The sequence below is a fragment of the Klebsiella pneumoniae genome, from assembly GCF_000742135.1.
GTDB lineage: Bacteria > Pseudomonadota > Gammaproteobacteria > Enterobacterales > Enterobacteriaceae > Klebsiella > Klebsiella pneumoniae.
On record NZ_KN046818.1, the window covers coordinates 2,322,076 to 2,344,965 of the forward strand.

General features: G+C 58.0%; 18 protein-coding genes and 4 pseudogenes. 7 read left to right on the forward strand and 15 right to left on the reverse strand.

Features of this window, described 5'->3' with window-relative positions:
• Positions 1 to 360: 360 nt before the first annotated feature.
• Together DR88_RS14420 and DR88_RS14415 are read right to left on the reverse strand one after the other, a co-directional pair.
• Positions 361 to 1,689 (reverse strand): 6-phospho-alpha-glucosidase, encoded by a 1,329-nt coding sequence (locus DR88_RS14420; RefSeq protein WP_004143438.1) that lies wholly within the window; start codon positions 1,687 to 1,689, stop codon positions 361 to 363.
• A gap of 11 nt (positions 1,690 to 1,700) precedes the next feature.
• Entirely contained in the window at positions 1,701 to 3,233 is a 1,533-nt protein-coding gene (locus DR88_RS14415; protein ID WP_016528926.1) for a PTS transporter subunit EIIC, read from the reverse strand.
• A 267-nt stretch (positions 3,234 to 3,500) separates the two neighbouring features.
• Here DR88_RS14415 and DR88_RS14410 point away from each other — a divergent pair, with 267 nt between their 5' ends.
• The gene (locus DR88_RS14410; protein ID WP_002904825.1) at positions 3,501 to 4,199 is read left to right on the forward strand and encodes a GntR family transcriptional regulator; all 699 of its coding nucleotides are present in this window, start codon (positions 3,501 to 3,503) and stop codon (positions 4,197 to 4,199) included.
• 5 nt (positions 4,200 to 4,204) lie between these two features.
• Here DR88_RS14410 and DR88_RS14405 read toward each other — a convergent pair whose 3' ends face one another.
• Entirely contained in the window at positions 4,205 to 4,948 is a 744-nt protein-coding gene (locus tag DR88_RS14405; RefSeq protein ID WP_002904827.1) for a sulfite exporter TauE/SafE family protein, read from the reverse strand.
• Positions 4,949 to 5,059: 111 nt separating this feature from the next.
• On the opposite strand from DR88_RS14405, the gene DR88_RS14400 reads away from it, so the two are divergent.
• Positions 5,060 to 5,944 (forward strand): LysR family transcriptional regulator, encoded by an 885-nt coding sequence (locus DR88_RS14400; RefSeq protein WP_025861994.1) that lies wholly within the window; start codon positions 5,060 to 5,062, stop codon positions 5,942 to 5,944.
• 111 nt (positions 5,945 to 6,055) lie between these two features.
• A pseudogene (locus tag DR88_RS14395) lies at positions 6,056 to 6,487 on the forward strand (NAD(P)-dependent oxidoreductase); the annotation flags it as partial.
• On the opposite strand, the pseudogene DR88_RS14390 reads toward DR88_RS14395, so the two are convergent.
• The 10 genes and pseudogenes from DR88_RS14390 to DR88_RS14345 form a co-directional block, all read right to left on the reverse strand.
• Positions 6,451 to 7,623 (reverse strand): annotated as a pseudogene (locus DR88_RS14390) (MFS transporter); the annotation flags it as partial. The pseudogenes DR88_RS14395 and DR88_RS14390 overlap by 37 nt on opposite strands.
• Before the next feature lie 76 nt (positions 7,624 to 7,699).
• Positions 7,700 to 8,578, reverse strand: a complete 879-nt coding sequence (locus DR88_RS14385; protein WP_004148392.1) for an SMP-30/gluconolactonase/LRE family protein — start codon at positions 8,576 to 8,578, stop codon at positions 7,700 to 7,702.
• Positions 8,579 to 8,591: 13 nt separating this feature from the next.
• Positions 8,592 to 9,929, reverse strand: coding sequence for an MFS transporter (locus DR88_RS14380; protein WP_004143425.1), 1,338 nt, complete (start codon positions 9,927 to 9,929; stop codon positions 8,592 to 8,594).
• Positions 9,930 to 10,064: 135 nt separating this feature from the next.
• Positions 10,065 to 11,255 (reverse strand): thiolase family protein, encoded by a 1,191-nt coding sequence (locus DR88_RS14375; protein WP_004148393.1) that lies wholly within the window; start codon positions 11,253 to 11,255, stop codon positions 10,065 to 10,067.
• Positions 11,256 to 11,266: 11 nt separating this feature from the next.
• On the reverse strand, positions 11,267 to 12,001 hold the full coding sequence (gene fabG, locus DR88_RS14370; protein ID WP_032443884.1) for a 3-oxoacyl-ACP reductase FabG: 735 nt from the start codon (positions 11,999 to 12,001) through the stop codon (positions 11,267 to 11,269).
• 11 nt (positions 12,002 to 12,012) lie between these two features.
• Positions 12,013 to 13,605, reverse strand: a complete 1,593-nt coding sequence (locus tag DR88_RS14365; RefSeq protein WP_004148394.1) for an acyl CoA:acetate/3-ketoacid CoA transferase — start codon at positions 13,603 to 13,605, stop codon at positions 12,013 to 12,015.
• Complete coding sequence (locus tag DR88_RS14360; RefSeq protein WP_004148395.1) at positions 13,602 to 15,158, reverse strand: class I adenylate-forming enzyme family protein; 1,557 nt, start codon at positions 15,156 to 15,158, stop codon at positions 13,602 to 13,604. The genes DR88_RS14365 and DR88_RS14360 overlap by 4 nt, the downstream gene beginning before the upstream one ends.
• Positions 15,159 to 15,405: 247 nt before the next feature.
• Positions 15,406 to 16,311 carry a ribokinase gene (locus tag DR88_RS14355; protein WP_371920526.1) on the reverse strand — a complete coding sequence of 302 codons (906 nt, stop codon included), beginning with the start codon at positions 16,309 to 16,311 and terminating at the stop codon, positions 15,406 to 15,408.
• An 11-nt stretch (positions 16,312 to 16,322) separates the two neighbouring features.
• A complete protein-coding gene (gene alsE, locus DR88_RS14350) occupies positions 16,323 to 17,012 on the reverse strand; it encodes a D-allulose 6-phosphate 3-epimerase (RefSeq protein ID WP_004151641.1) in 690 nt (229 codons plus the stop codon).
• Between the two features lie 109 nt (positions 17,013 to 17,121).
• On the reverse strand, positions 17,122 to 17,922 hold the full coding sequence (locus tag DR88_RS14345; RefSeq protein ID WP_004143408.1) for a DeoR/GlpR family DNA-binding transcription regulator: 801 nt from the start codon (positions 17,920 to 17,922) through the stop codon (positions 17,122 to 17,124).
• A 362-nt stretch (positions 17,923 to 18,284) separates the two neighbouring features.
• Here DR88_RS14345 and deoC point away from each other — a divergent pair, with 362 nt between their 5' ends.
• The 3 genes from deoC (at position 18,285) to DR88_RS14330 (ending at position 21,428) form a co-directional block, all read left to right on the forward strand.
• Positions 18,285 to 19,034: a deoxyribose-phosphate aldolase gene (gene deoC / locus DR88_RS14340; RefSeq protein ID WP_004190109.1), complete on the forward strand. Its 750-nt coding sequence runs from the start codon at positions 18,285 to 18,287 to the stop codon at positions 19,032 to 19,034.
• Between the two features lie 53 nt (positions 19,035 to 19,087).
• Positions 19,088 to 20,593, forward strand: coding sequence for a xylulokinase (locus tag DR88_RS14335; RefSeq protein WP_004213052.1), 1,506 nt, complete (start codon positions 19,088 to 19,090; stop codon positions 20,591 to 20,593).
• A gap of 61 nt (positions 20,594 to 20,654) precedes the next feature.
• Positions 20,655 to 21,428 carry a DeoR/GlpR family DNA-binding transcription regulator gene (locus DR88_RS14330; RefSeq protein WP_025861991.1) on the forward strand — a complete coding sequence of 258 codons (774 nt, stop codon included), beginning with the start codon at positions 20,655 to 20,657 and terminating at the stop codon, positions 21,426 to 21,428.
• Positions 21,429 to 21,564: 136 nt separating this feature from the next.
• On the opposite strand, the pseudogene DR88_RS14325 reads toward DR88_RS14330, so the two are convergent.
• A pseudogene (locus DR88_RS14325) lies at positions 21,565 to 21,822 on the reverse strand (helix-turn-helix transcriptional regulator); the annotation flags it as partial.
• A 125-nt stretch (positions 21,823 to 21,947) separates the two neighbouring features.
• Positions 21,948 to 22,112, reverse strand: a complete 165-nt coding sequence (locus tag DR88_RS30690) for a hypothetical protein (protein ID WP_004221585.1) — start codon at positions 22,110 to 22,112, stop codon at positions 21,948 to 21,950.
• Positions 22,113 to 22,280: 168 nt separating this feature from the next.
• Between DR88_RS30690 and DR88_RS14320 the strand changes: the two are divergent.
• A pseudogene (locus DR88_RS14320) lies at positions 22,281 to 22,859 on the forward strand (aldo/keto reductase); the annotation flags it as partial.
• Positions 22,860 to 22,890: the final 31 nt, after the last annotated feature.

Genomic DNA, 22,890 nt, shown 5'->3' on the forward strand with positions numbered 1-22,890 from the left:
GCAGAATGGTAAATGCATGAAGCCAATCACAAAGGCTAAAGGGAGTATATCCCCATGAAAAGCAGGTTAAATTTACAGTGAGGTAATAACGATGTTGTTTTCAGTGGGTTAATGTAAATCGAAGAATACTACGCAGATCACATTTTTACGCCATAATATTGAAGAATAGAATTTATATTTCATTGTCACGATCGGGGCAAAATGAAGATAGAGGCCTTTTACCACCGGTCTGAAGGGGGAAATGAGCGGTTCGCTTTGCCCACGGGGGCGGAGGTTAAGGATGAATGCATCACCGGGGGAAACATCGGGTAAAAATGCAGAGAAGGGGGATTCTCTGCATCTTACCCATCACGAAAAAGATCAGTGCAGTGCGGGCCAGTAGCCTTCGTTGGCGACGATCAGTTCATCGAGGATGGCTTTCGCCACCGAAGCGCTGGGCACCGTTTTCGACAGGGCGATGGCCTGCCACAGTTTCTGGTAACTGCCCTCAATCCAGGCGTCAACCACCAGTTTCTCAACTGCCACCTGCTGCTCCATCAACCCTTTCTGGAATGACGGGATTTTCCCCATCGCCAGCGGTTCCGGACCATTAACGCCCACCAGGCAGGGGACTTCCACCATCGCCGTCTCATCGAAGTTGGCGATGGCTCCGTTGTTCTCGACGATCAACAGCATCCGCTCCTGGGTGTTAAAGGCGATGGCGCAGGCGAGGTCGACGATAAAGGTGGCATGGGCCCCGGCATGGAAATGCGCGCCTTCCGCCGTGCCGCGACGGGTGATCTCCCGGGCCATATCAAAGACCTCTTTTTCGCGTCCGGCCATCACCTCGTTGGCCCGCGTAAACTCCGGGTCGGAATGCGCCACTTCATAGTCCGGGTAGAGATAGTATTTCAGATAGGTGTTAGGCAGCGTCGACGGATCGAGGGCAAACACATCCTTCACCTTTTTAAAGGTCTCGATCCAACTCGGCGCCTTATGCTGAAAGTCTTCTTTTGGGCTGCTGTATCCCTGCTCCGCCACGTGACGCTTCAGCGCCGGCATCAAATCGTTACCGGCTTTATCGGTGATGCTGGTCCACCAGCCGAAGTGGTTCAGGCCATAGTAACGAACGTTCAGCGCTTTGCGCGACGGCAGGCCGAGGATGTCGGCGAACAGACCCTCGATAGCCACCGGCATATCGCAGATGTTGATGATGCGCGCGTCGGGCCGCAGGCGACGGGTCGCTTCCGCGACAATAGCCGCCGGGTTGGAGTAGTTGAGCATCCAGGCCCCTGGAGCGTACTGCTGCATATAATCGACCAGCTCCAGCACCCCGGCAATCGAGCGCATACCGTAGGCAATCCCACCCGGGCCACAGGTCTCCTGGCCCGGGACGCCATATTTCAGCGGGATCTTTTCATCCTTTTCCCGCATCTCATACAGGCCAACGCGAATATGCGCCATCACGAAATCGACGTCGGTAAAGGCCGCCTGCGGATCGGTGGTATAGCTGAACTTAACCTGTGGAAAGCGTTCAGCCACCAGGATGGCGCAGGCGTCGCCGATAGTCTTCTGACGCTGGTGATGGTTGTCATACAGACGGATCTCCCGCAGGGGAAAGCGCGACATATTTTCCAGTAACATCATCACAATCCCAGGGGTATAAGTACTGCCGCCGCCGGCAATGGTGACCACAAAATTATCTTTCATTTACCACCTCGTTATTCAATAACACCCAGACTGGCGTTGACCGCCGTTCGAATTTTGTTAACTCCCAGGCCATAGATAACCTGGACATGGTTTCCTTTAATCAGCACGCTGCTCCCGCCGCTCTCTTTCAACAGCGTCTGCTGGATAAGGGCGGGGTCCCGCACATCAACCCGTAGACGGGTAAAACAGTTGCCCACCGCACAGACATTCTCTTTCCCTCCCAGCCCGGCAATCACCAGCGCGCCTTTATCCGGATGCTCGCTATTAGCCTGTTGCGAATGCTCATCTTCGGCTGCGGTTTCGCGGCCCGGGGTGAGCAGCCGCAGACGGGTAATACAGAAGGTGCCGACCAGGTACATGGTCGCGGTTTCCAGCAGACCGAGGGCGACAAACACCGGCCAGCGCGTCGCGCTGACTCCCGCCGGGAGGTTATAGACGACGAAATCGATGAGACCGTTAGTGGCGCAGACCCTGACGTGAAGCAGCCAGGCCAGCATCTGGAAAAAACCGTCCAGCAGGGAGTAGATAAGCCACAGCAATGGGGCGGTGAAGATAAAGAGAAACTCAAAAGGTTCGGTGATCCCCACCAGGACGGAGGTAACAATCAAGGGGATCAGCGTGACTTTCAACCGCTGCTTATTCTCCGGTTTCGCCGTACGGTAGAAGGCGAGCGCCATGCCGGCGGTGCCAAAAATCTTCACCATCCCATAGGTGAGGAAACGGGCGGAATCACTGAGCGCGTCAACGGGGTGGCGGGCGATTTCGGCCAGGAAAATAGGCTTAGCGCCAATGACGGTCTGACCATCGATCAGCAGCTGACCGCCGATAGAGGTAAAAACGAACGGCGACCAGATCAGATGATGCAGCCCGGTGGGGATCAGGAACCGGTTGAGAAAGCCGTACAGGAAGACCCCGATGGCGCCAAAGGATTTCATAAAGCCGGTCAGCGCCGAGATGCCCAGCTCCACTACCGGCCAGAGATAGACGGTGGCGATGGCGAACATGCCAACCAGCGGCAGCATCACGATCAGCACCAGCTTACTGTTGCCGTAGATCGACAGCGCGCCGCGAAACTCAATCCCAACCACGCGATTATGGACAAAGGCGACAGCGCAGCCAAGGATAATCCCAAGGAATACGCCCATATCGATAACCTGAAAACCGAAGATAAAGGTTTGTCCGCTGCCGTACAGTTGCGCGTTGGTGGCTCCGGTCGCCAGGCGATGGGTGAGGGTTAGCCAGCTATTATTCGCCGCCAGGTACATCAGCCAGGTCATGGCCGCCACGAAGGCCGCTTCGGCCTTGCGGGTTTTCGCCAGACCGCTGGCCAGCCCAAGGCAGAACAGAAACCCTAGATGGTTCATCAGCGCCCAGAGCATACTGGAGACAAATTTCCCCATCAGGTAGAGCCCGCTGCTTTCATCCACCCACAGCCGGTTGGTCGTCATGCTGAACAGGGCGATCAACAGGCCGATAGCTGGCAGATACAGTACCGGCCCGATCATCGCCTTGGAAAAGTCCTGAAGCTTTTTCACTCCAATCATGGTTGTCCTCTCGTCTTTGCAGACCGCTGTCATCACCTGATGAATAGGCTTATCAGACTAGGAGCAGACCACCGGGATCCCGAGCAGGAAAAGGGCCATCTGTGACGAAAGTCATATATATTGTTGCTGGACAGATATATAAATATGGCGTGATTTATAGATGTGTCATTGTTGATTTTTTCGCTGCAAGATAAAAATAATCATCTAATTACATGAAGTTATTCATGGTTACCGTTGACTGGCGCCACTCCATCGAGACATCTAAAAGTGATTTATAAAAAGATTGCCACTGAACTGCGGACCCGCATCAACAGCGACGACTATGCCGTCGGCGATATGCTGCCCAGCGAAAAAGCGCTCGCCGCGGAGCTGAAGGTCTCGGTGATGACGCTGCGCAAAGCGCTGGCGCTACTGGAGGAAGAAAAGCTGATCGCGCGGCGGCACGGCAGCGGAACCTGCATTGTGCGTAAAAGTAACTATCATGGCGGGGAACTGGAGGGCTTTAACTACCAGATGCAGGTGGTGGGCGTCACCAACTACCGTAACAAAGTTATTGAATTTACGCTGCTTGATGCCCCGCCAGCCATTGCCCAGCAGTTAAAGATCCAGCCGGGGGAGAAAGTGTATTACGTCAGACGGCTGCGGCTGATCGATGAGGTCCCAATCCTGGTGGAAAACAGCTATATCCCCTTCGCCACCTTCCCCTGGCTCAGCGTGGGTAACCTCGAGCAGTCTAAGTTCAACTATTTTAAAAAAGAGTGCCATATCACCATCATCGAGAGCCACCGCAGCTATACCCCGGTGCTGGCGACCCGTGAGCAGGCGGAGCTGCTGCAGGTGGCGCCAAACAGCCTCCTGCTGCGGGTGCAATCGATCAGCTACGCCCAGAACCGGGCGATCGTCGATTTCTCAGAGATCTACCAGAACACCAGTAAGTATAATGTGAAGCACATTACCCGCCGCTAGAGGATTCAGACCAGCCATCCCCGGGCGATCAGCTCTATCCCCAGCGCCAGCAGGAACAACAGAAAGCCCTGACGAAAGCGCTGCGGGCTGAGACGTGAGCGGATCCGCTGTCCCAGCCACATGCCGAGCAGTGCCGGCAACAGCGCCAGCGCCGACAATAGCCATGCATCATCATGCCAGCCATCGTGCAGGGCGAGGCCAGCCGCCAACGCCAGGGTGGAAAGGGTGAACGACAACCCCAGGGCCTGCACCAGCTCGTCGCGACGAAAGCCCAGCGCCTGTAGCCAGGGAACGGCCGGAATAACAAATACCCCGGTCGCCCCGGTGATAACGCCGGTCAGCCCGCCCATGAGCGGCGACAGCCACTTCTCCACGCGGCCGGAAACCTGAAACACCGGACTGCAGAGCGCATACCCGGCATAGACTATCAATGCGGCGCCAAGCGCCAGCGCCGACCACCGAGGATTGAGGCCGATCAGCAGTGAGGATCCAGCCAACGTGCCAATAATAATCCCGGTCATCATAAGCCAGAGACGGCGTACAATCTGCGCCAGCGCCGGGCCTGCCAGTAACTGCCAGAGATTGGTGAGCAGCGAGGGAAGGACCAGCAGCGCCGCTGCGGCCTGCGGCGGCATCAGCAGGCCAAGCAGGCCCATCGCCACGGTGGGCAATCCCATGCCGGTCACCCCTTTGACCAGCCCGGCGGCAATAAAGATCAACAGGAAAGAGATCGTGTGTAAATCGAACATTATGGCTCACTTTTCAGGGTAGAAAGGGGCATTGAAACAGCTGGTCGTGAGGGCCACAATGCGGTATGTTGGCCATAGACTACGGAAAAACCGAAGGGAAAGGAGGGCCTGATGCGACTGGATCTGGCCGATCTGCGGCTATTTATCGCCATCGTGGATACCGGTAGTATCACCGGCGGAGCGGCGAATGCCCATCTGGCCCTGGCGTCCGCCAGTGAGAGGCTGCGCAAGATGGAGGCCGAGATCGGCGTGCCGCTGTTGCACCGTCATGCCCGCGGGGTGACGATGACAGAGGCCGGGGAGGTACTGGCGCGCCATGCCCGCCCGCTTCTTGCGCAGCAGCAGCGTCTGCGCCAGGCGATGCACGCCTTCGCCTGCGGTCAGCGGGGGACGCTGCGCCTGTTCGCCAACACCTCGGCGATGTCGGCCTTTCTGCCGGGGAAGCTTGCCGCCTGGATGGCAGCGCACCCGGCGGTGCAGATCGAAACCGAAGAACGCACCAGCGCGGATATCGTCAGCTGTATCCTGGCGGGCGTGGCGCAGGCCGGAGTGGTGTCCGATGCGGTCGACGCCGGGCCGCTGCGCCTCGATCCCGTCGCTGACGACCCGCTGGTGCTGATCGTGCCGCCAGCTCACCCTCTGGCCGAAAAACAGGAAGTGGCGTTTGCGGCGGTGCTCAACGAGCCGTTGGTCGCCCTCTATCAGACCAGTGCGCTACAGCAGCATATCGAACAGCACGCAGCTGAACTCGGCCAGGCGCTAAACGTTCGGGTCAGGATGAGCCATTTTGCAGGGCTTTGCGAGATGGTGGCGCACGGCGCCGGCGGGGCGATCCTGCCGCGCGTTATTGCCGAGCGTTACCGGCAGCGCTATTCGTTTGCCGTCATCGGGTTACAGGACCGCTGGGCGCAGCGCCGTTTGTGCCTGTGCTATCAGGATGACGCCAGCCTGTCGCCAGCGATGCGCCGCTTACTGGAATGGCTTCGTCAGCCTTGAGAACATCAGTGACAGTGTCACTTTTCATGCCCGTTATTGCTACTGACATCCGTGCCAGAGATGCGATAGTAGAGGTCCGCTTTTATTAAGACGCGAATCAGGACAGACAAGATGAGTACATTACCAAAGGTCGCGGTGCTGGGACTCGGCGCCATGGGACACGCTTTTGCCAGTAACCTGCTGAAAAACGGCTTTACCGTTGCCGGCTGGAACCGTTCGCCAGCCCGCGGCGAAGATTTACAGGCGCATGGGTTATCTCTGCACGCCACGCCGCAGCAGGCGGTGGCCGATGCCGAGGTGATCATCAGTATGCTCGCCGACGGCGAGGCCACCCTCGAGGTACTGGCGCAAATCGCGCCCGCCTGTCAGCCGCAGGCGATCTATTGCCAGATGGGCACCATTGGCCTGCCGGAGACCCGGCAGGCCATCGCGTTGTTGCGGGAACTTCAGCCAGCGATGACCTATATTGATGCCCCGGTGTCGGGGACCAAAGCCCCAGCGGAGAAAGCGGTAGAGGTGGCGCGTTCTTCGGCGGAGTCCGACGCCATGGCGTAGTAGATAGGCCACACGGCGTTGGCCACCAGGCCAAAAAATAGCTGAATGGCGATAAGGCGCGGCATATTGGTGGCGAAATAGAACAGCGCAATGCCGATACTCATCCACAGACCGCAGACGATCAGGGTTCGTTTACGGCCAAAGCTATCCGACAGCCAGGGCCAGATTACCTGACCCAGGGTACCGGTAAGCGTGAAGATAATACTCAGCCCGGCGGACGCCGCCAGCGACAGGCCGGAGACGTGATAAAGATACGGGGGCAGTACAACGTTAATGCCCATATAGACGATTTGCGTCAGCAGGGTATTGCCCGCCGTCAGCGAAATATTGCGGTTGCGCAGGGTGCGTAAAAAGGTCTTCATCCCTTCGCCTTTGGCGACATGGCTGCTTTCCTGCGTCGCCGGGCGCGTCAACCCCTGGCTGTCGATATGCTGATAAAGCGTGTTGATGCGGTCGGCGGTAGAATATTTTGCCCAGAAGATCATTAGCGGGATGGCGACGAGCAGCACCAGCAGGAAGCAGTAGCGCCAGCTGCCTTCGCCAAACGTGGCAAGCACCAGGCTTGCCACCACGCCGCTCAGCAGCGCGCCAATCGGATAGCCGGTATGATGCACCCCCAGCGCAAAACCACGCTTCTCTTTCGGCCACCACTCCGCGGTGTTGCTGACGCCGACGGGTTCGCCCCAGCCGGCCCCAAGGTTGACGCCCACGCGCAGCAGCACAAAGGCCGTCAGCCCGTGGCTGATCGCTTTAATCCCGGAAATAAAAGACAGCGCGGTATAGCCCAGCACCAGCGGTACCTGAAAGCGCGCTCGTTTCCAGCCAGACCCGTAGCGATCGCTCCAGATGGAGCCGGGAATATCCAGCACCGCAAGGGCTACCATGATCAGGGCGACGATATTGCCCCACTGTTCCGGCGAGAGCGAGAACTCCTTAGAGATGACCGGGCCAAGGCGCAGGATCATCTCGCGATCGTAGGCGTTAAGCACCCAGATTAGCCAGCAAACCAGTAGCGAAACCCAGGAGAAGCGATGTATCAGCCGCTTTTTGCCACGTTGTTCGCCGGCAGGTGTGTGATTGATTGTTGTCATAGTCGTGTTTACTCCGCGGCGTCGCGACAGCATGATGCGCGCCGCCTGGTGTCAGGGTCAGAGTCAGTTCGCCGGGTATTATTGTTATCGCGGCGAGCCGGTGGTTCGTTTAGCCGGCGAAGCGCCGTTCCGCTACGCCGGTCACGCCCAGGTCGTAAATGGCGAACAGGCTGCCGCGCAGCTGATTATCTTCCGGGAAGCGCGGCAGGGGCGGCTGCGCCATGGAGGTGACGTACAGCACATCAAGGTTTTCGCCGCCGAACATCACGCTGGTCACTTTTTTCACCGGCATCTCAATGATGCGATCGACCTTGCCCTCCGGGGTATAGCGCACCAGCTTGCCCGCGTAGACCAGCGCGTTCCACAGATAGCCTTCGCTGTCCACGGTGGCGCCGTCCGCCGCGCCGCCTTCGCTGCGATCGACATGGCAAAAGACCCGTTCGCCGGAAAGATCGCCGGTCGCGGTGTTGTAGTCCCAGGCGCAGATTTCGCCCGTCCAGGTATCGGCAAAATAGAAGGTCTCGCCGGAGGGGCTCCAGCAGGGGGCGTTAGAGACGATAATGTCTTTCTTCAGCACGTGCAGGGACAGATCGGGGTCCAGGCGATATAGCGCGCCGCTCGGTTCCTCTTCGCGCATATCCATTGACCCGAACAGAAAGCGTCCCTGACGATCGACTTTGCCGTCGTTGAGCCGGTTAAAGGGTCGGTCCGCTTCCGGATGGTGCAACAGCGTCAGCTCGCCGCTGGCGAAGTCGAGCAGATGAACGCCATTCTGCAGCGCCACCACCGCGCCTTCGCCGTTCTGGCGCAGGGCGAAAGAGCCAATTTTCTGTCGCACGTCCCAGCTCTTGATCGCGCCGCCCTGCGCGTTGCAGGCGAACAGGCGCCCGTCGAGGCTGTCCACCCACCAAAGACGCTGCTGTTCGACATCCCAGACCGGGCTTTCGCCGAGTCGGGTTTTTAAATCCAGTAACACTTCAATGCGCATAATGGCCTCCTGATTACACTTTTTCGCCGTGGGCCTGTTTCGCCGATACGGAGCCTGGGGATGAGGAACTTTTGAGAAACAGGGACACCAGCGCGCCGATAATCAGTAGCGCGACAGCGAACCATAAGCCGGACGTTGCCGCACCGGTGCGGTCCTCAAACGCGCCGAGAATAAACGGCCCGAGAAAGCCCCCGCACAGCCCGAGGCAGTTGAGCAGGCCGAAGCTGCCCGCCAGCATATGCCCGCTCATGATGGACGGGAGCCAGTTAAAGATGATGGATTGCATAGCGAAGAACATGAAAGCGGCCAGCGAGAAGCCAAGCAGCGCCACACCGTGGCCGGCAATGGCGCCAATCGCCATGCCGGTCGCCATGACCAGATATCCGGCCATCAGCATGCTGCGGGAACGCTGTTCCGTGCGGGCGAATCGCGGCAGCAGGATCCCACCCGCGGCGGCGGCAATCCACGGGATGGCGGTCAGCAGACCAATCTGCAGCGGAGTAAGCTGGCCCCAGCTACCGATGATCCCCGGCAGGAAATAACTCAGGCCGTAAACCGAAAACTGGTGGGTAAAGTAAATCAACACCAGCAACAAAAACACTCGGGTGGACAGCGCGGTTTTCAGGGAGAAACGGCTCGGCGTATGGCGCGTTTCCTCGGCTTCTTTCGCCAGTACCGCGTTAATGGCTTGCACATCGTCGCTGTCCAGCCAGCGGGCGTCGGCTGGTTTATCCGGCAGTCTGCGCCAGACGACGAACGCCAGCGCTATCGCAGGCAGCCCTTCGATAAAGAACATCCACTGCCAGCCGTGCCAGCCGGACATGCCATCAAGGCTTAATAACAATCCGCCCAGCGGCGCGCCGATAATATTGGCCAGACAGACCCCCAGCAGGAACAGGCCGGTGGCTTTTGCGCGCTCTTCGCGGCCAAACCAGAGGGTGAGGTAGTAAATAATGCCCGGATAGAGTCCCGCTTCGGCGGCGCCGAGCAGAAGGCGCATCACGTAAAAGGACGTAGGCCCGGTGACAAACGCCATACCGCAGGAGAGGATGCCCCAGGTAATCATGATGCGAGCTATCCAGCGCCGTGCGCCAATCCGGGTGAGAAACAGGTTACTGGGGATCTCCAGCACTGCGTAGGTGAGAAAAAACAACCCGGCCCCGAGGCCGAATGCGGTTGCGGAAAGGCCGATATCCACCGACATGGTCGCTTTCGCCATGCCAATATTGGTACGATCAATAAAGCTGATGATGTACGCCACGATAAGCAGCGGCATCAAATGGCGGTAGATTTTTTTATGGGTGCGTTGCAGCTGCGTCCCGTTTACCGCCTTTTCATTTATTGCGGACATGGTTATTATTTCCCCGTATTCGTGGTCAGAAGACTTGCCGGGATCGAGACGATCCCGTTCGTCAGCTCACAGGTTGTCGCCGGGTGCTGACCCGAACGACGCCCGGCCCGAAGCCCCACTTCGGGCCGTCTTTTGCTAAGCGCCTTCGCGCTCGAACAGCATAGAAATCCCCTGGCCGCCGCCGATGCACATGCTGACCAGACCAGTGCGTGCGCCGCTGCGCGCCATTTCATACATCAGTTTGACCGGCAGAATCGCACCGCTGGCGCCTACCGGGTGGCCGAGGGCGATCGCGCCGCCGTTGACGTTAACGCGGGCCGGGTCGAGACGCAGATCGTTCATCACCGCCAGCGCCTGAGCGGCGAAGGCCTCGTTGAGTTCAATTAAATCAATGGACTGCACATCTATATTGAGACGGTCCATCAGGCGTCGGGTAGCGGGAGAGGGACCAAACCCCATAATCTCCGCTCCGCAGCCGGCGACCGCCCAGCCGCGAATGCGCATGCGCGGGGTTAAGCCGCGTTTTTCCGCCTGCTGGCGGGTCATCATCACCAGCGCCGCCGCGCCGTCGTTAATGCCCGATGAGTTGGCCGCCGTCACCACGCCGTCGGCTTTAAACGCCGGACGCAGCGTGGCGAGCTTTTCACGCGGGGTGTCGCGCGGGTGTTCATCGGTCGCAAACAGGCGGGTCGCTTTTTTGCCGTCCGGCACCTCAAGGGCCAGGATCTGCTCGCGAAAGCGACCCTCCGCGATCGCCTTCAGCGCCTTCTGCTGGCTCGACCAGGCGAAATCGTCCATCGCTTCGCGGGTAATACCGAAGCGTTGCGCGACGTTTTCCGCGGTGATGCCGTTGTGATAAGGGCCTTCCGGCCAGGTGAGAATGGAGATCAGGCCATCTTCCAGCTCGCCATTGCCCATGCGATAGCCATCGCGCGCTTTACGCAGGTAGTAGGGCAGCTGGGTCATATTTTCAGTGCCGCAGGCGACGACCACCTCGGCCTGGCCGCTTTGCAGCTGCATCATGCCGTCCGCCAGGGCCTGAAGTCCGGAGCCGCACTGGCGGTTAACGGAATAGGCGGTGCTCTCCTGCGGGATCCCCGCGCGCAGCTGACAGATGCGGGCGATAAAACCGCTTTCGGCGATTTGCCCGACGTTGCCGACGATCGTTTCGTCGATATCCTGCGGCGCAATCCCGGCGCGGGCGATCGCTTCGCGAATGACGGCGGCCCCAAGGTCATGCTGATGGGTATGTTTAAGACTGCCGTTAAACGTGCCAATAGCGGTACGGACGCCGCTGACAATCACAATATCATTAGCCTGGGTCATTGTTTTTCTCCTTACAGCACCATGCCGCCGCCGACGTTAATCACTTCACCATTGATATAGCGCGCGCCATCGGACGCCAGAAACGCCACGCACTCGCCGACGTCTTTCGCCTCGCCGGCATAACCCGCGGAGATTTTACTGATCATGATTTGCCAGACGTTTTCCGGTACGCCGCGCGTCATGTCGGTATCGATAAAGCCCGGGCAGATGGCATTCACCGTGACACCTTTTTTCGCCAGTTCGCGGCAGGCGGTTTTGGTCATTCCCACCACGCCGGCTTTTGACGCCGAATAGTTGGTTTGCCCGACGTTGCCAAGCCAGCTGGCGGAAGCGATATTGATAATGCGGCCCGCACCGCGCTCGCGCATGCGGATAGCGGCCTGCTGCATACAGAGGAAAGTGCCTTTCAGGTTAATGTCGATAACCGTGTCCCAGTCCGCTTCCGTTAATTTGTGCAGCATGGCGTCGCGGTTGATTCCGGCGTTATTCACCAGAATGTCTACCGGGCCAAACGCCTCTTCGGCCTGGGAAAACAGGGCTTCGACCTGCGTTTTTTCAGCGATATTGCAGCTGATAAACAGCGCCTGTGCGCCCGATTCGCGCAGGGAAGCGGCGGCGGCTTCGCCGTGTGCATCACGATCGGCGATAATCACTCGCGCGCCTTCCCGCGCAAGCACCTGGGCAATGCCAAAGCCGATACCGCGTGCGGCGCCGGTGACAATGGCGGTTTTACTGGCAAGTTTCATAGCAACGTTCCTTATGAGTCAGAGGATGAATTCCGGGACAGATGTTCCGCGAGACCGCAGGGCGGCGGGGCGAACAATCGGCTATCCATAACCTGAAGATCCGCGGCGATCGCCGGATGAAAATCCATATGCGCCAGGATGTCGCGCTCAAGATCGATACCGGGGGCGATTTCCGTCAGCACCGGTCCTTCCGGGCGCAGTTCGAAAACCGCCCGTTCGGTGACGTAATGCATGGTTTGTCCTTTGGCGCGGGCCAGTTCGCCGTTGTAAGAAATCTGGTTTACCCCGGCGACGAATTTACGCACTTCGCCTTCGCGGCGGATATGCAGCGCCCCGTGTTCACAGGCGATCTCCAGCCCTTTGGCGGTAAAAGAGGAGCAGAACACGACGTGGCGGGCATTCTGGGTGATATCGATAAAACCGCCCGCGCCGGGGCAGGATGCGCCGAGCCGTGTGGCATTGACGTGCCCGTGCGGGTCAATCTCGCCGGCGCCCATAAAGGTGATGTCGACCCCTGCGCCGTTGTAGTAGAGCATTTGATCCTGGTGGCTAATCATCGCGCTCAGATTACGGCCGATACCGAAATCCACGCCACCCGCCTGCTGCCCGCCGTAGATCCCTGACTCGACGGTGATGGTGACCTGCTCCCCGAGCTGTTCCTCGTGAATGATGGCGCCAATCACGTCATTGGGAATACCGGTGCCGAGATTGATGACGCAGCCGGGGGTCAGATAGCGGCAAGCAATCCGCCCGATAAGCTTGCGCAGGTCCAGCGGCAGCGGCGCATTCTGCGCGGCGGGCAGCTGGATATCGCCGCACAGCGCTGGGTCGAAGGCCCAGCTTGAAGTCTGGCGGTGATCCGTCTGCGGCTCTTCGCATACCACGATGGCGTCGATCAGGTTGCCGGGAACAGTGATGCTTTTCGGATGCAGCGAGCCTTTCGCTACGCGATATTTCACCTGCGCCAGCACCTTCGCCCCGTAGCGTCTGGCGGCGAGAACGGCGTGCAGGACTTCCAGCTTCATCACCTCTTCATCGGTCGTGAGGTTACCGTCTTCATCAGCATGGGTGCCGCGCACAATGACCACGTCCAGAGGAAGGGCCGGATAAAACAGATATTCGTCGCCGCGAAACGTGACGTGCTCGATCAGATTGGGTCGTTCGCGGGTGCGGGCGTTCATCCTTCCGCCCTCTATGCGCGGATCGACAAAGGTACCGAGACCGACGGGAGAAAGCCGCCCCGGCAGTCCGGCGGCCATCGCGCTATAGAGATGAACGATCTGCCCCTGCGGCAGGCACCAGGCTTCCACTTCGTTGTTGTTGATCATCGCCATCCAGCGCGGCGCCAGGCCCCAGTGCGAACCGATAAGGCGGGTCACCATACCCGGATGGGCAAAGTGCTGGATACCGCGCTGGCGATCGCTTTGCCCCGCGGCATGCAGTAGCGTCAGGTCACGCGGTTCGCCCGCGGTCAGAAAGCGCGCTTCGATGGCGCTTAAAATGGACTCCGCCGCGCCGATAAGCGTCATCCCGACGGTGCAGACGGTGTCGCCGCTGGCGACCCACCGCGCCGCCTCATGGGCGTCGATAAATTTGCTGCTCACTTTTTATCCTCCGTTGATAGCGTGATGATGGATTCTGCGAGACGCTTTTTGAGCTGCTGTTTGCTCACTTTGCCGTTGTGGGTACGCGGTAAAGCACGGGTGAAAATAATGCGCGCCGGTAGCTTAAAACGGGCGATTTTGACCTTGAGCCAGTCGAGGATCTCTTCGCTGGTCAGGTGATGCTGGCCATCCGGCACGATAAACGCCACGGGCTCTTCGCCGTAGACCGGGCTGGGGGTCGGGATGACGGCAACTTCCCGTACTCCCCGATAGGTAGAGAGAATGTTTTCCAGCTCCAGTGAGTAAATTTTCTCGCCGCCGCGATTGATCATGTCCTTGCTGCGGTCTTTGATGTACAGCCAGCCTTCGTCGTCGAGATAGCCCAGATCGCCGGTACAAAACCAGCCCTGCGCATCGCAGCTCGGGCGTCGCTCGCTGTGCTGCCAGTATTCGCGGATCACCACATCGCCTTTTAGCCAGATATGGCCGATTTGTCCGGCGGGGAGGGGCTGCTGGCGATCGTTGCGGATGGTAATGGCGAGACCCGGGATCGCCTGACCTGAACTGCCGCATTTATCGCTGCCCCAGACGTCGCCCGGAAAAATCGTCGCAGGCGAGGTCGTTTCGGTGAGGCCGTAGATTGGCTGAATCGCGGTATGCGGGAACAGGGTTTTTAACTCCTTGATCAGTCCATCGCTCAGGTGGCCAGCGCCGCAGGCAATCGTGCGCAATGCCGGAAAATCGCTGGGATGGTTGACGCTCTGCTCACGCGCAGCCTGGCAAAGAAGGATAAAAATGGTGGGCGAGCCGTGCAGAAAGGTAATGTTCTGCTCGCGCAGGGTGGTGATCACCTGCGGGGCGTTGAACCGATGCTGCAGCCAGATGCTCGCGCCGAGGCTAATAAACAGCGCCAGCAGCGCCGACAGGCCGGTGATGTGATAGATAGGCACCGCCAGGATGGTGCTATCCGCGGCGGTGAGATTCAGTTTTTGCGTATAGGCGTCAATCGCGCAGAGCAGGTTATTGTGGGTGATAATCGCCCCTTTAGGCTCTCCGGTGGTGCCGGAGGTGAACATCATCACCGCCGTATCGTCGCGGTTAACCGGGACCGGCGGGCGGGTCAGCGGTTCGGGAAGGCAGAGCGCCTGCCATTCGCTGAGAGAAACCGCACGCGCGTCAGGGGTGTTTTTCAGCCAGTCCTGTACTGTCGCATCGAACAGGACAACCCGGGGAGCGATATGGCCTACCAGCGCCTCGCTTTCGGCCTGCTTAAGCTTGGTGCTGAAAGGCACCACTTCGATGCCCAAACCCAGCGCGGCAAAAAGGACTTCGCAAAAAGCGGGGTGATTGCCCCAGGCCAGCAGAATACGGTCGCCTTTGCGCAGCGACCAGCCGCGATCAAGCTGCGCCATCGCCCGCTGTACCCGCAGATGAAAATCGCGGTACAGATAGCGCCGATCCTCAAACGCCAGCGCCAGGGCATCCGGGCTGCGGGCGGCGCTGTGGCTCAGGGCCTGGTACAGATTCTGGAAGTCGGCGGAGGTGCTGTTCATGTGTCTCTCCTGATATCGCGTATTGAGTAGGAGTAGTCTGGGGAAATTCAGGAGAGGAAATTGCCGAATGGCTCACAATAGAAAATCAACAAAACAGAAGCAATTTTGTAACATTGCACAATGGGCAGGAGAGACCGGGTGGGGGAGAGATATCCGCGAATCAAACCGACGTGAATAAAGCCAGAGGACGTATCTTTTAGACCCGTGTTAACCGGGCCTAAAAGAGTGAAGGGGTCAGCCCTGCCGCTTAGCGTTTACAGGCATCGAACTCGAGCCGTTCGCCATCGGGGCCGCGAATAAGCAGGAAGCGCACGTTGTCTTCTTCTATCGGCCCTTCATCGAGCTGATAACCGAGCGCCGCCAGCCGCGCCGCCAGCGCGCCGTTGAAGGCATCGCCCGCACCGGTAGTGTCTCGGGGGTGAGAAGGAAAGCAGGGAATAGGGGATTTCACCCCATGCTCGCTCAGCAGGGCGCCGCTGGCGCCGAGAGTGATAATGACGTTGCGCGCGCCCTGAGCATGCAACACGTCGGCGGCCTCAGCCGCGGCCGTCAGACTGTCAACCCGGCGTCCGGTCATTAACCCGGCCTCCGTGGCGTTCGGTGTAAGTAAATCCACTTTGCGTAGAAGGGCGTGCTCAACGGGCTGCCAGGGCGCGGGATTGAGCATCACCAGGGCCCCGGCTTGTTTGCCGGCGTCTATGACCTGTTCAATAGCAGAAAGATTGTTCTCCAGCTGAACCAGAACCACATCCGCGCAGCCGATAGCGGGAATGCAGCCGGCGATTTCATCATCGGTCACCGTCATATTCGCGCCGGGATCGACGGCAATCATGTTTTCGGCATCGTTACCGGCGACATAAATCAGCGCATTGCCGGTGGGGATCTCTTCGGCGACCAGCAGCGTCACAGCATTGAAGCCCACGCCTTTCAGATGACGGCGGGCAAAATGGCCGAAGGTGTCATTGCCAATCTTGCCGATATAGTGGACATTTGCTCCCGCTTTTAGCGCGGCGGTGGCCTGGTTCGCCCCTTTACCTCCGGCGCTGGTCATACTTCCGCAGGCCACTAACGACTCACCTGGTACCGGAAAGTGATCCACCCTGGCGACCATGTCGAAATTGAATGAACCAAAAACACAGACTTTTCCTGACATCATTCGCTCCTCTATACCAGCTCGGGGGAGTGCAGCGCGGCGGACAGTTCGCGGGACATGGTTTCCCAGGCCAGCTCGAGCGGCATATCAGCGCGGAATAAACCGCTGCTGCCCATCACCAATATCTGCGCCCCGGCGCCCAGCAGCGCGCGGTAGGTGTTGCGGTTACAGGAGCCATCGACTTCCAGCAAGAAGCGGAGGCTGCCGGTCTCTTTGAGCTGATGAAGCTGCGTAATTTTGGCGAGCATTTCAGGAATAAACGGCTGACCGGCATAGCCTGGGTCGACGGTCATCACCGTCACCTTATCGAGCAGATGCAGATAGTGCTGGATGCTCTCAACCGGTGTGGCGGGATTGAGCACCATTCCCACCTCTTTCCCCGCCTGACGAAGCATATTGATAACCCGGAACGCTTCGCGGCAGATGGTCTCCGGATGCAGTGAGAAGGCGTCTGCGCCGGCGTCTAACAGCGCCGGTATAAACGAAGCGGGCGCTTCGACCATCAGATGGACATCGATAGGAAGCGAGGTGTAGGGACGGATCTGCGCCACAAAGCTGGCCGACAACGCCAGATTTTTGACATAGTGGCCGTCCATGATGTCGACATGCAGCCTGTCGGCTTTGCTGTTTAGAAAGCGCAGCTGTTCCGTCAGCTTCATCATGTCCATACACATCAGCGAGGGAGAAAGGTAATAACGCATAAGGCCTCATTTATTCCGGTGGTGGCTGAATTCAGGCAAAGTCTGGCCCTGCCGCGGTAAGCAGCGTTTCGACATTGCGCGTATTAACCGTCACGTCATGACGGCGTACTCAGGCGATTTGCAGGCTGACGTTATGCCAGGTCATCTCTTTTTCCAGCAGCGGATCGACAAACCTTTCAGTCACCAGACAGTCCAGCTCGCCCAGTCCGCCGATACGCGCGACGCCTGTTCGCCCCAGCTTGCTGCCGTCGACCAAAGCCACAGTCTGACGGGCGGCCAGCAGCATCTGTTTCAGCAGGGCGGCGTGGGCTTGCGTACCCGCATACAAGCCGCTATCGCGCTCCAGCCCCTGGCAGGAGAAAAAGAGCGTATCAATGGCATATTCGCGTAGCGTTCGTGAGGCGGTTTCCCCGAAGAACGACTCTTCGGTCGGGGAGAAATCGCCCCCCAGCCCGACGAGATGCAACGAGCGTCGGCTCATCAGAGTTTGTAAGATGCGAATGGAGGGCGTAATCACCGTCAACGCCATCTCCGGCATCTGCCGGGCCAAAAACCAGCTGGTGCTACTCCCGTCCAGGACAATGGTCTGTCCCGGTTGGAGAAACTGCAGTGCTTTACGGGCCACGCGCATTTTGCCTTCGCTGTGCAGCAGCGTTCTGTGCTGAAAGCTTCCCTGGCTATCTTCAACTGGCAGGGCGGATGCCGCCGCCCGGGTCGCCGGCAGCGGATTTTCCGCCGCCAGCGCTCCACCGTGGCTTCGGGTTAAGATCCCTTTGCGTTCCAGCTCGCTCAGATCGCGGCGAATCGTTTCCCTGGAGACCCGAGTCGCTTGCGCAATCTCATTCACCCGCATGACGCCGTGTTGGCCCAGCAGTTCAACAATCAAACGATGACGTTCCAGCGGCAACATAGCTCTCTCCTGAAGTACATAATCAGATTACCTTTCCCTTGCGCAGAGCGTTGAGACCTCGGGAATGTCCCACGAAGGCAAGCTATCCGCAGCCGAACACTGTGATAGCGCACGCATTTCGCTTCACTTCCGTCAGCGGTTTGCGCTATTTCGCCCGTGATTCAGGCATAAACAAAAACAAACAAAAATAAATGCAAGATTGCTTTTGCGCCCATTTATGCCCGATTACGCCTGCTCTGCAAGGTTAACGCTTATTTCCTGCTGCTAATTAAAAACAAATAAAAATAAAAAAATGCTAATTTGATCACGTTATTTTCATTTAATGCGTTTTTAAATGGATTTAAGCCAAATATCAGCATTAAATGAAAGCAATTAAAAACAAAGGACAGGATAAGACCATGAATGAAACAACCCGTCGTTTTGCACGTTTAGTTGATCTGAGCGCAGTTCAGGCCACCAGTACCGAAGCGGATGTTCGCGCCTGCGCCGAGCTGGCTGCCAGATACAACATTATTTCCGTCCACGTACTGCCTTGCTGGACGCGCTTTCTCAGTACGTTGCTGCCGCAGCAGGGTACGGGAGAGGTGATGATTGGCGGTCCGGTCGGCTTTCCCGGCGGTGGGCATACCACCGATACCAAGGTTCAGGAAGTGCGGCAGCTGATTGCCGACGGCGCTCGGGAAGTGGATATGGTCGTGAATATCGGCAAAGTGCTCTCCGGCGATTATGACTATGTGCGCGAAGATTTGCGCCGCGTGGTGGAAGCCGCCGCCCCGGTACCGGCCAAAGTGATCCTTGAAACGCACTATCTTAATGAGGAGCAGATTCGTCGCGTGTGCGAAATTGCCGTAGAGGTGGGGATGAAGTGGGTCAAAACCTCTACCGGCTGGGCGCCCACCGGCGCCACGGTGGAAAAAGTCAGCATCATCGCCGACCAGCTTAAAGGCCGAATCGATATCAAAGGCGCCGGGGGCATTCGCGATCTGGCCACGGTGCGTGCGCTGTACCAGCTTGGCGTGCGCCGCTTTGGCATGAGCCATGGCGCGGTAACCAAGGTGCTGGCTGAACTGGAGCAGCACCCGGAACGTTTTCCCGAGCTGAACGCCGATTAAACTGAGAGACCGCGGGCCTGGTGGCCCGCCTTAAGACGTCACCGGAGTTAGTGATGAAAGATAAAATACTCACGATTGATGTTGGCACTGGCAGTACCCGCGCCGCTATTGTGCGCATTGACGGCGCGATGATCGGCTTTGCGCAAAGAGAGTATGAGCAAACCACGCCGCGTGCAGGTTGGTCAGAACAGGCCCCGTCTTTATGGTGGCAGGCCGCCTGCGACTGTATACGCGAGGTGCTTTACCGCTATCCTGAAACGGCAGCGCAAATTGCGGTTATTGGTGCTTGCGGACAGATGCATGGCACCGTCCTTCTGGACGACCGTGGCGAGCTGGTGGAGGATAGGGCGTTGCTGTGGAATGATAAGCGCAGCCAGCCGCAAGTTGACGCCTTTAACGCGCGCGAAGGTTGGGAAAAGTGGCTGGCACATTTGAATAATCCGCCTGCGGCAGCATGGCCCGCTTTCAAGTTAGCCTGGTGGCGCGAAAATCATCCGGATCGCTGGTCGCAGCTCGCCAAAGTATTAATGCCGAAGGACTATATTAATTTCATGCTGACCGGTGCCATGGCGACCGATTATAGCGAAGCGTCGTGCTATTTCCTGATGGACAGCGAAACCCGTAGCTGGTCTTCGCAAGCCTGCGAAACGTTTGGTCTGCGGGTCGATCAGCTCCCGGAGCTTAAACTTTCCAGCGACATAATCGGCCAGGTGACGCAGCGCGCAGCCGACCTGACGGGCCTGCCGGCGGGTATCCCGGTGGTTGCCGGGACGTCGGATATGGCGGCCTCTCTGCTGGGCTCGGGTGTGTATGAACCGGGGATGGCGTCCGATTCGACCGGCACGTCGACGCTGATGACGGTGGTGTCGCCGCGGCCGTTACACCATCCGCTGGTTAATAATCTTCATCTTGCCAACGCGGCCTGGGGCGGATTTACGATCCTCGACGCCGGCGGCGATGCCGTTCGCTGGGCGCGGCTGGCACTTGCCGATAACCAGATTACGCATCCACAGCTTTTACAGGAAGCGGCGGCGGTGCCGGCGGGGGCAGAAGGGCTGCTGTTTCTTCCCTATCTGACGGGAGAACGTCTGGCCGAACACACGAACTCGCGGGCACAGTTTTTTGGCCTGCAGCGCAAGCATCGCCGCGGTCATTTATTCCGCGCAGTTCTGGAAGGGGTGGCCTTTGCATCCTGGCGCAATCTTCGGCAGCTGCAGAAGTGCGGGCAGTATCCGCAACAAATGATCGCTTCCGGCGGCGGCGCGCGCAGCTCGCTGTGGCTTGAAATCAAAGCCTCGGCGTACAATCTGCCGATATTATCTACGCGTAATCAGGAGAATGGCGTCACCGGATGCGGTATTATCGCCGGGGTTGGCGTAGGGTTGTACGCCGATTTTGCCAGCGGCGTGCGGCAAACGGTGCAGTTCGACAAACTGATCTCACCGGATCCCCTTCTGCGGGATTATTACCACGCCTGCTGCGAGCTTTTTGATACGCTGTACCGGCAATCCGCTGCCTTATACGACAGGCTGGATGCGCTCAGCGTAGGACCCGACTGATACGCAAAGGTAAGCCAGCGCCGCGACGCGCGTAACGAGCTGTAAAAAAGAGAGAGGCAGAATGTTTGCAGAAGAAAGACAGGAGAAGTTACTCGGTATTCTCAGGGAAAAACGCAAAGTTGCTGTTTCTGAGATGTGTGACGTCTTTAATGTATCTGGCGCTACCATTCGTGCCGATCTCCGCCAGCTGGAAGAGGAGGGGTTGCTGACCCGAACGCATGGCGGAGCCGTTCTTCGTACCCGAGCGAGCTTCGAACAAGCATCGGACGCCCGCGAAATTGTCAATCTCAGCGCGAAAGAACGGATCGGCCAGCGCGCGGCGGCGCTGGTTGAGGATGGCGATATAATCGTGCTGGATACCGGTAGCACGACGCTACATATCGCGCGCAATATTCGTGACAGACAGAACGTCACGGTGGTTACCAATGATTACCAAATCGCCCGGGAGCTTGAGGCCAGTCCCTCGATTCAAACGATTCTGCTCGGGGGGATCGTTAAGAAGGGATACCACTGCGTGGTGGCGATCAACGGACGTTCCATTCTCGACACGCTAAACGTCGATAAAGCATTTATGGGCACCAATTCGCTGTCGCTGAAACACGGCGCCTGCGTGGCCGATATCATGCTGGCAGAAACGAAACGAGGCATGGTGGAACACGCCAGTCAGGTGATTATTGTCTGCGACTACAGCAAGCTGAATAACACCTCGCTTGCCCAATTTACCGCCGCAGATCGAATTGACACGGTGGTGGTGGATCGTCTGCCTGATGATGTTCAGGCGTATCGTAATGCCGGCATTCAGGTGATCTCGCTGGATGAAGAGGAGTATCTTTAGCGCGCTGCTGTGACGTTGTCACTAACCAGCGCGTCGTAAAATCCCGTCCATCAGGGCGGGGTAAAGTTTTGGGTATTAGACTCACGTGCCGGGGGGATATCGAAGACCAGGCATGGTACAGGCGGTCCAGAATTGATTAAAGCTTACCCGCTGACTTTCTCAGTTCAGTAATATCCCTCTTGGGCGATTCCCCGAACATCCGCGTATATTCCCGGCTGAAATGGGACAGGCTTTCGTAACCGACCGCATAGGCTGCTGTGGTGACATCGTAATGTTCATTCAGCATCAGTCGCCTGGCTTCATTGAGGCGCAGCCATTTCTGATACCGTAGCGGGCTCATCCCCGCAAGCTGCCTGAAATGGTGGTGGAAAGAGGGCGTGCTCAACTTCAGCTGGCGGTTCTGTTTATGGTCGCGATGGCACTCGCCATTTGAGTGCGGAAAACGAAGCTGGCATCTTTTTGATAATCACGTCTGTGGCTGATCAAGCCCGGTTGATACACACTGCAGGCGGCGCGCTATCAAATGAGCATTTCATCTGGCATCCCGTGACGCGTTCGGTCAGAAAATGCAACAGCAGTAAGATATGCCGGACAGTACAAGCAGCAGGTGTGGCTGAATGAATTTCCCTGGCTTTTACTGTAGGAGAACAGGCTGTAGTGGGCGAAGTGATTGTTAAAAGCCATGCTTGATTTATCACCTCGAACATTTTGCCTTATAGCGCAGCATTCACGTGCATGAAAGGAATGACGGTCATAGTGTTGATGTGGGAAGAGGCAGCTATCAAAGATGACGTTATTGAGTACGACATTGCATTTAACATAATATACATTATGCGCACTAATGTTATAGTACGTTACATCGGCGCATCTTCTATGGAAGCCTGGCGCTTTGCAAAAATGCAGCATACCGCTGAGCGTAACGGCTGGACCCGATTTATCACGATGCAACCGCAATACAACCTGCTTTACCGGGAAGAAGAGCGCGAGATGCTGCCCCTGTGTGAAGACCAGGGCGTTGGGGTGATCCCCTGGAGTCCGATGGCACGCGGCAGGCTCACGCGCGACTGGAGTGTCACGTCCCGACGAACGCAAAACGATGCCTTTGCGTTAAAAATGTATGAGAACGCAGCCCTTCTGGATAAGCCCGTGATTGATGTTGTTGCCAGCATTGCCGAAAAGCACGCGGTGCCAAGAGCTCATGTTGCAATTGCCTGGCTGTTATCAAAAACGGTCATCACAGCACCGATCATTGGCGCAACGAAACCAGAACATCTTTCCACGGCTATCAGCGCGCTGGACTTTTCACTTAGCGATGCCGAAATCACGGAACTGGAAGCTCGCTATCTGCCGCACCCCGTTGACGGGATCATTCCCCCGCTTCCGGATACGCCGCCTTCCCTCACGCCGCCTTCAGCGATCCAGAACTATTAACACCCTGCCCTGGCCCGGCGTTGCCGGGTCT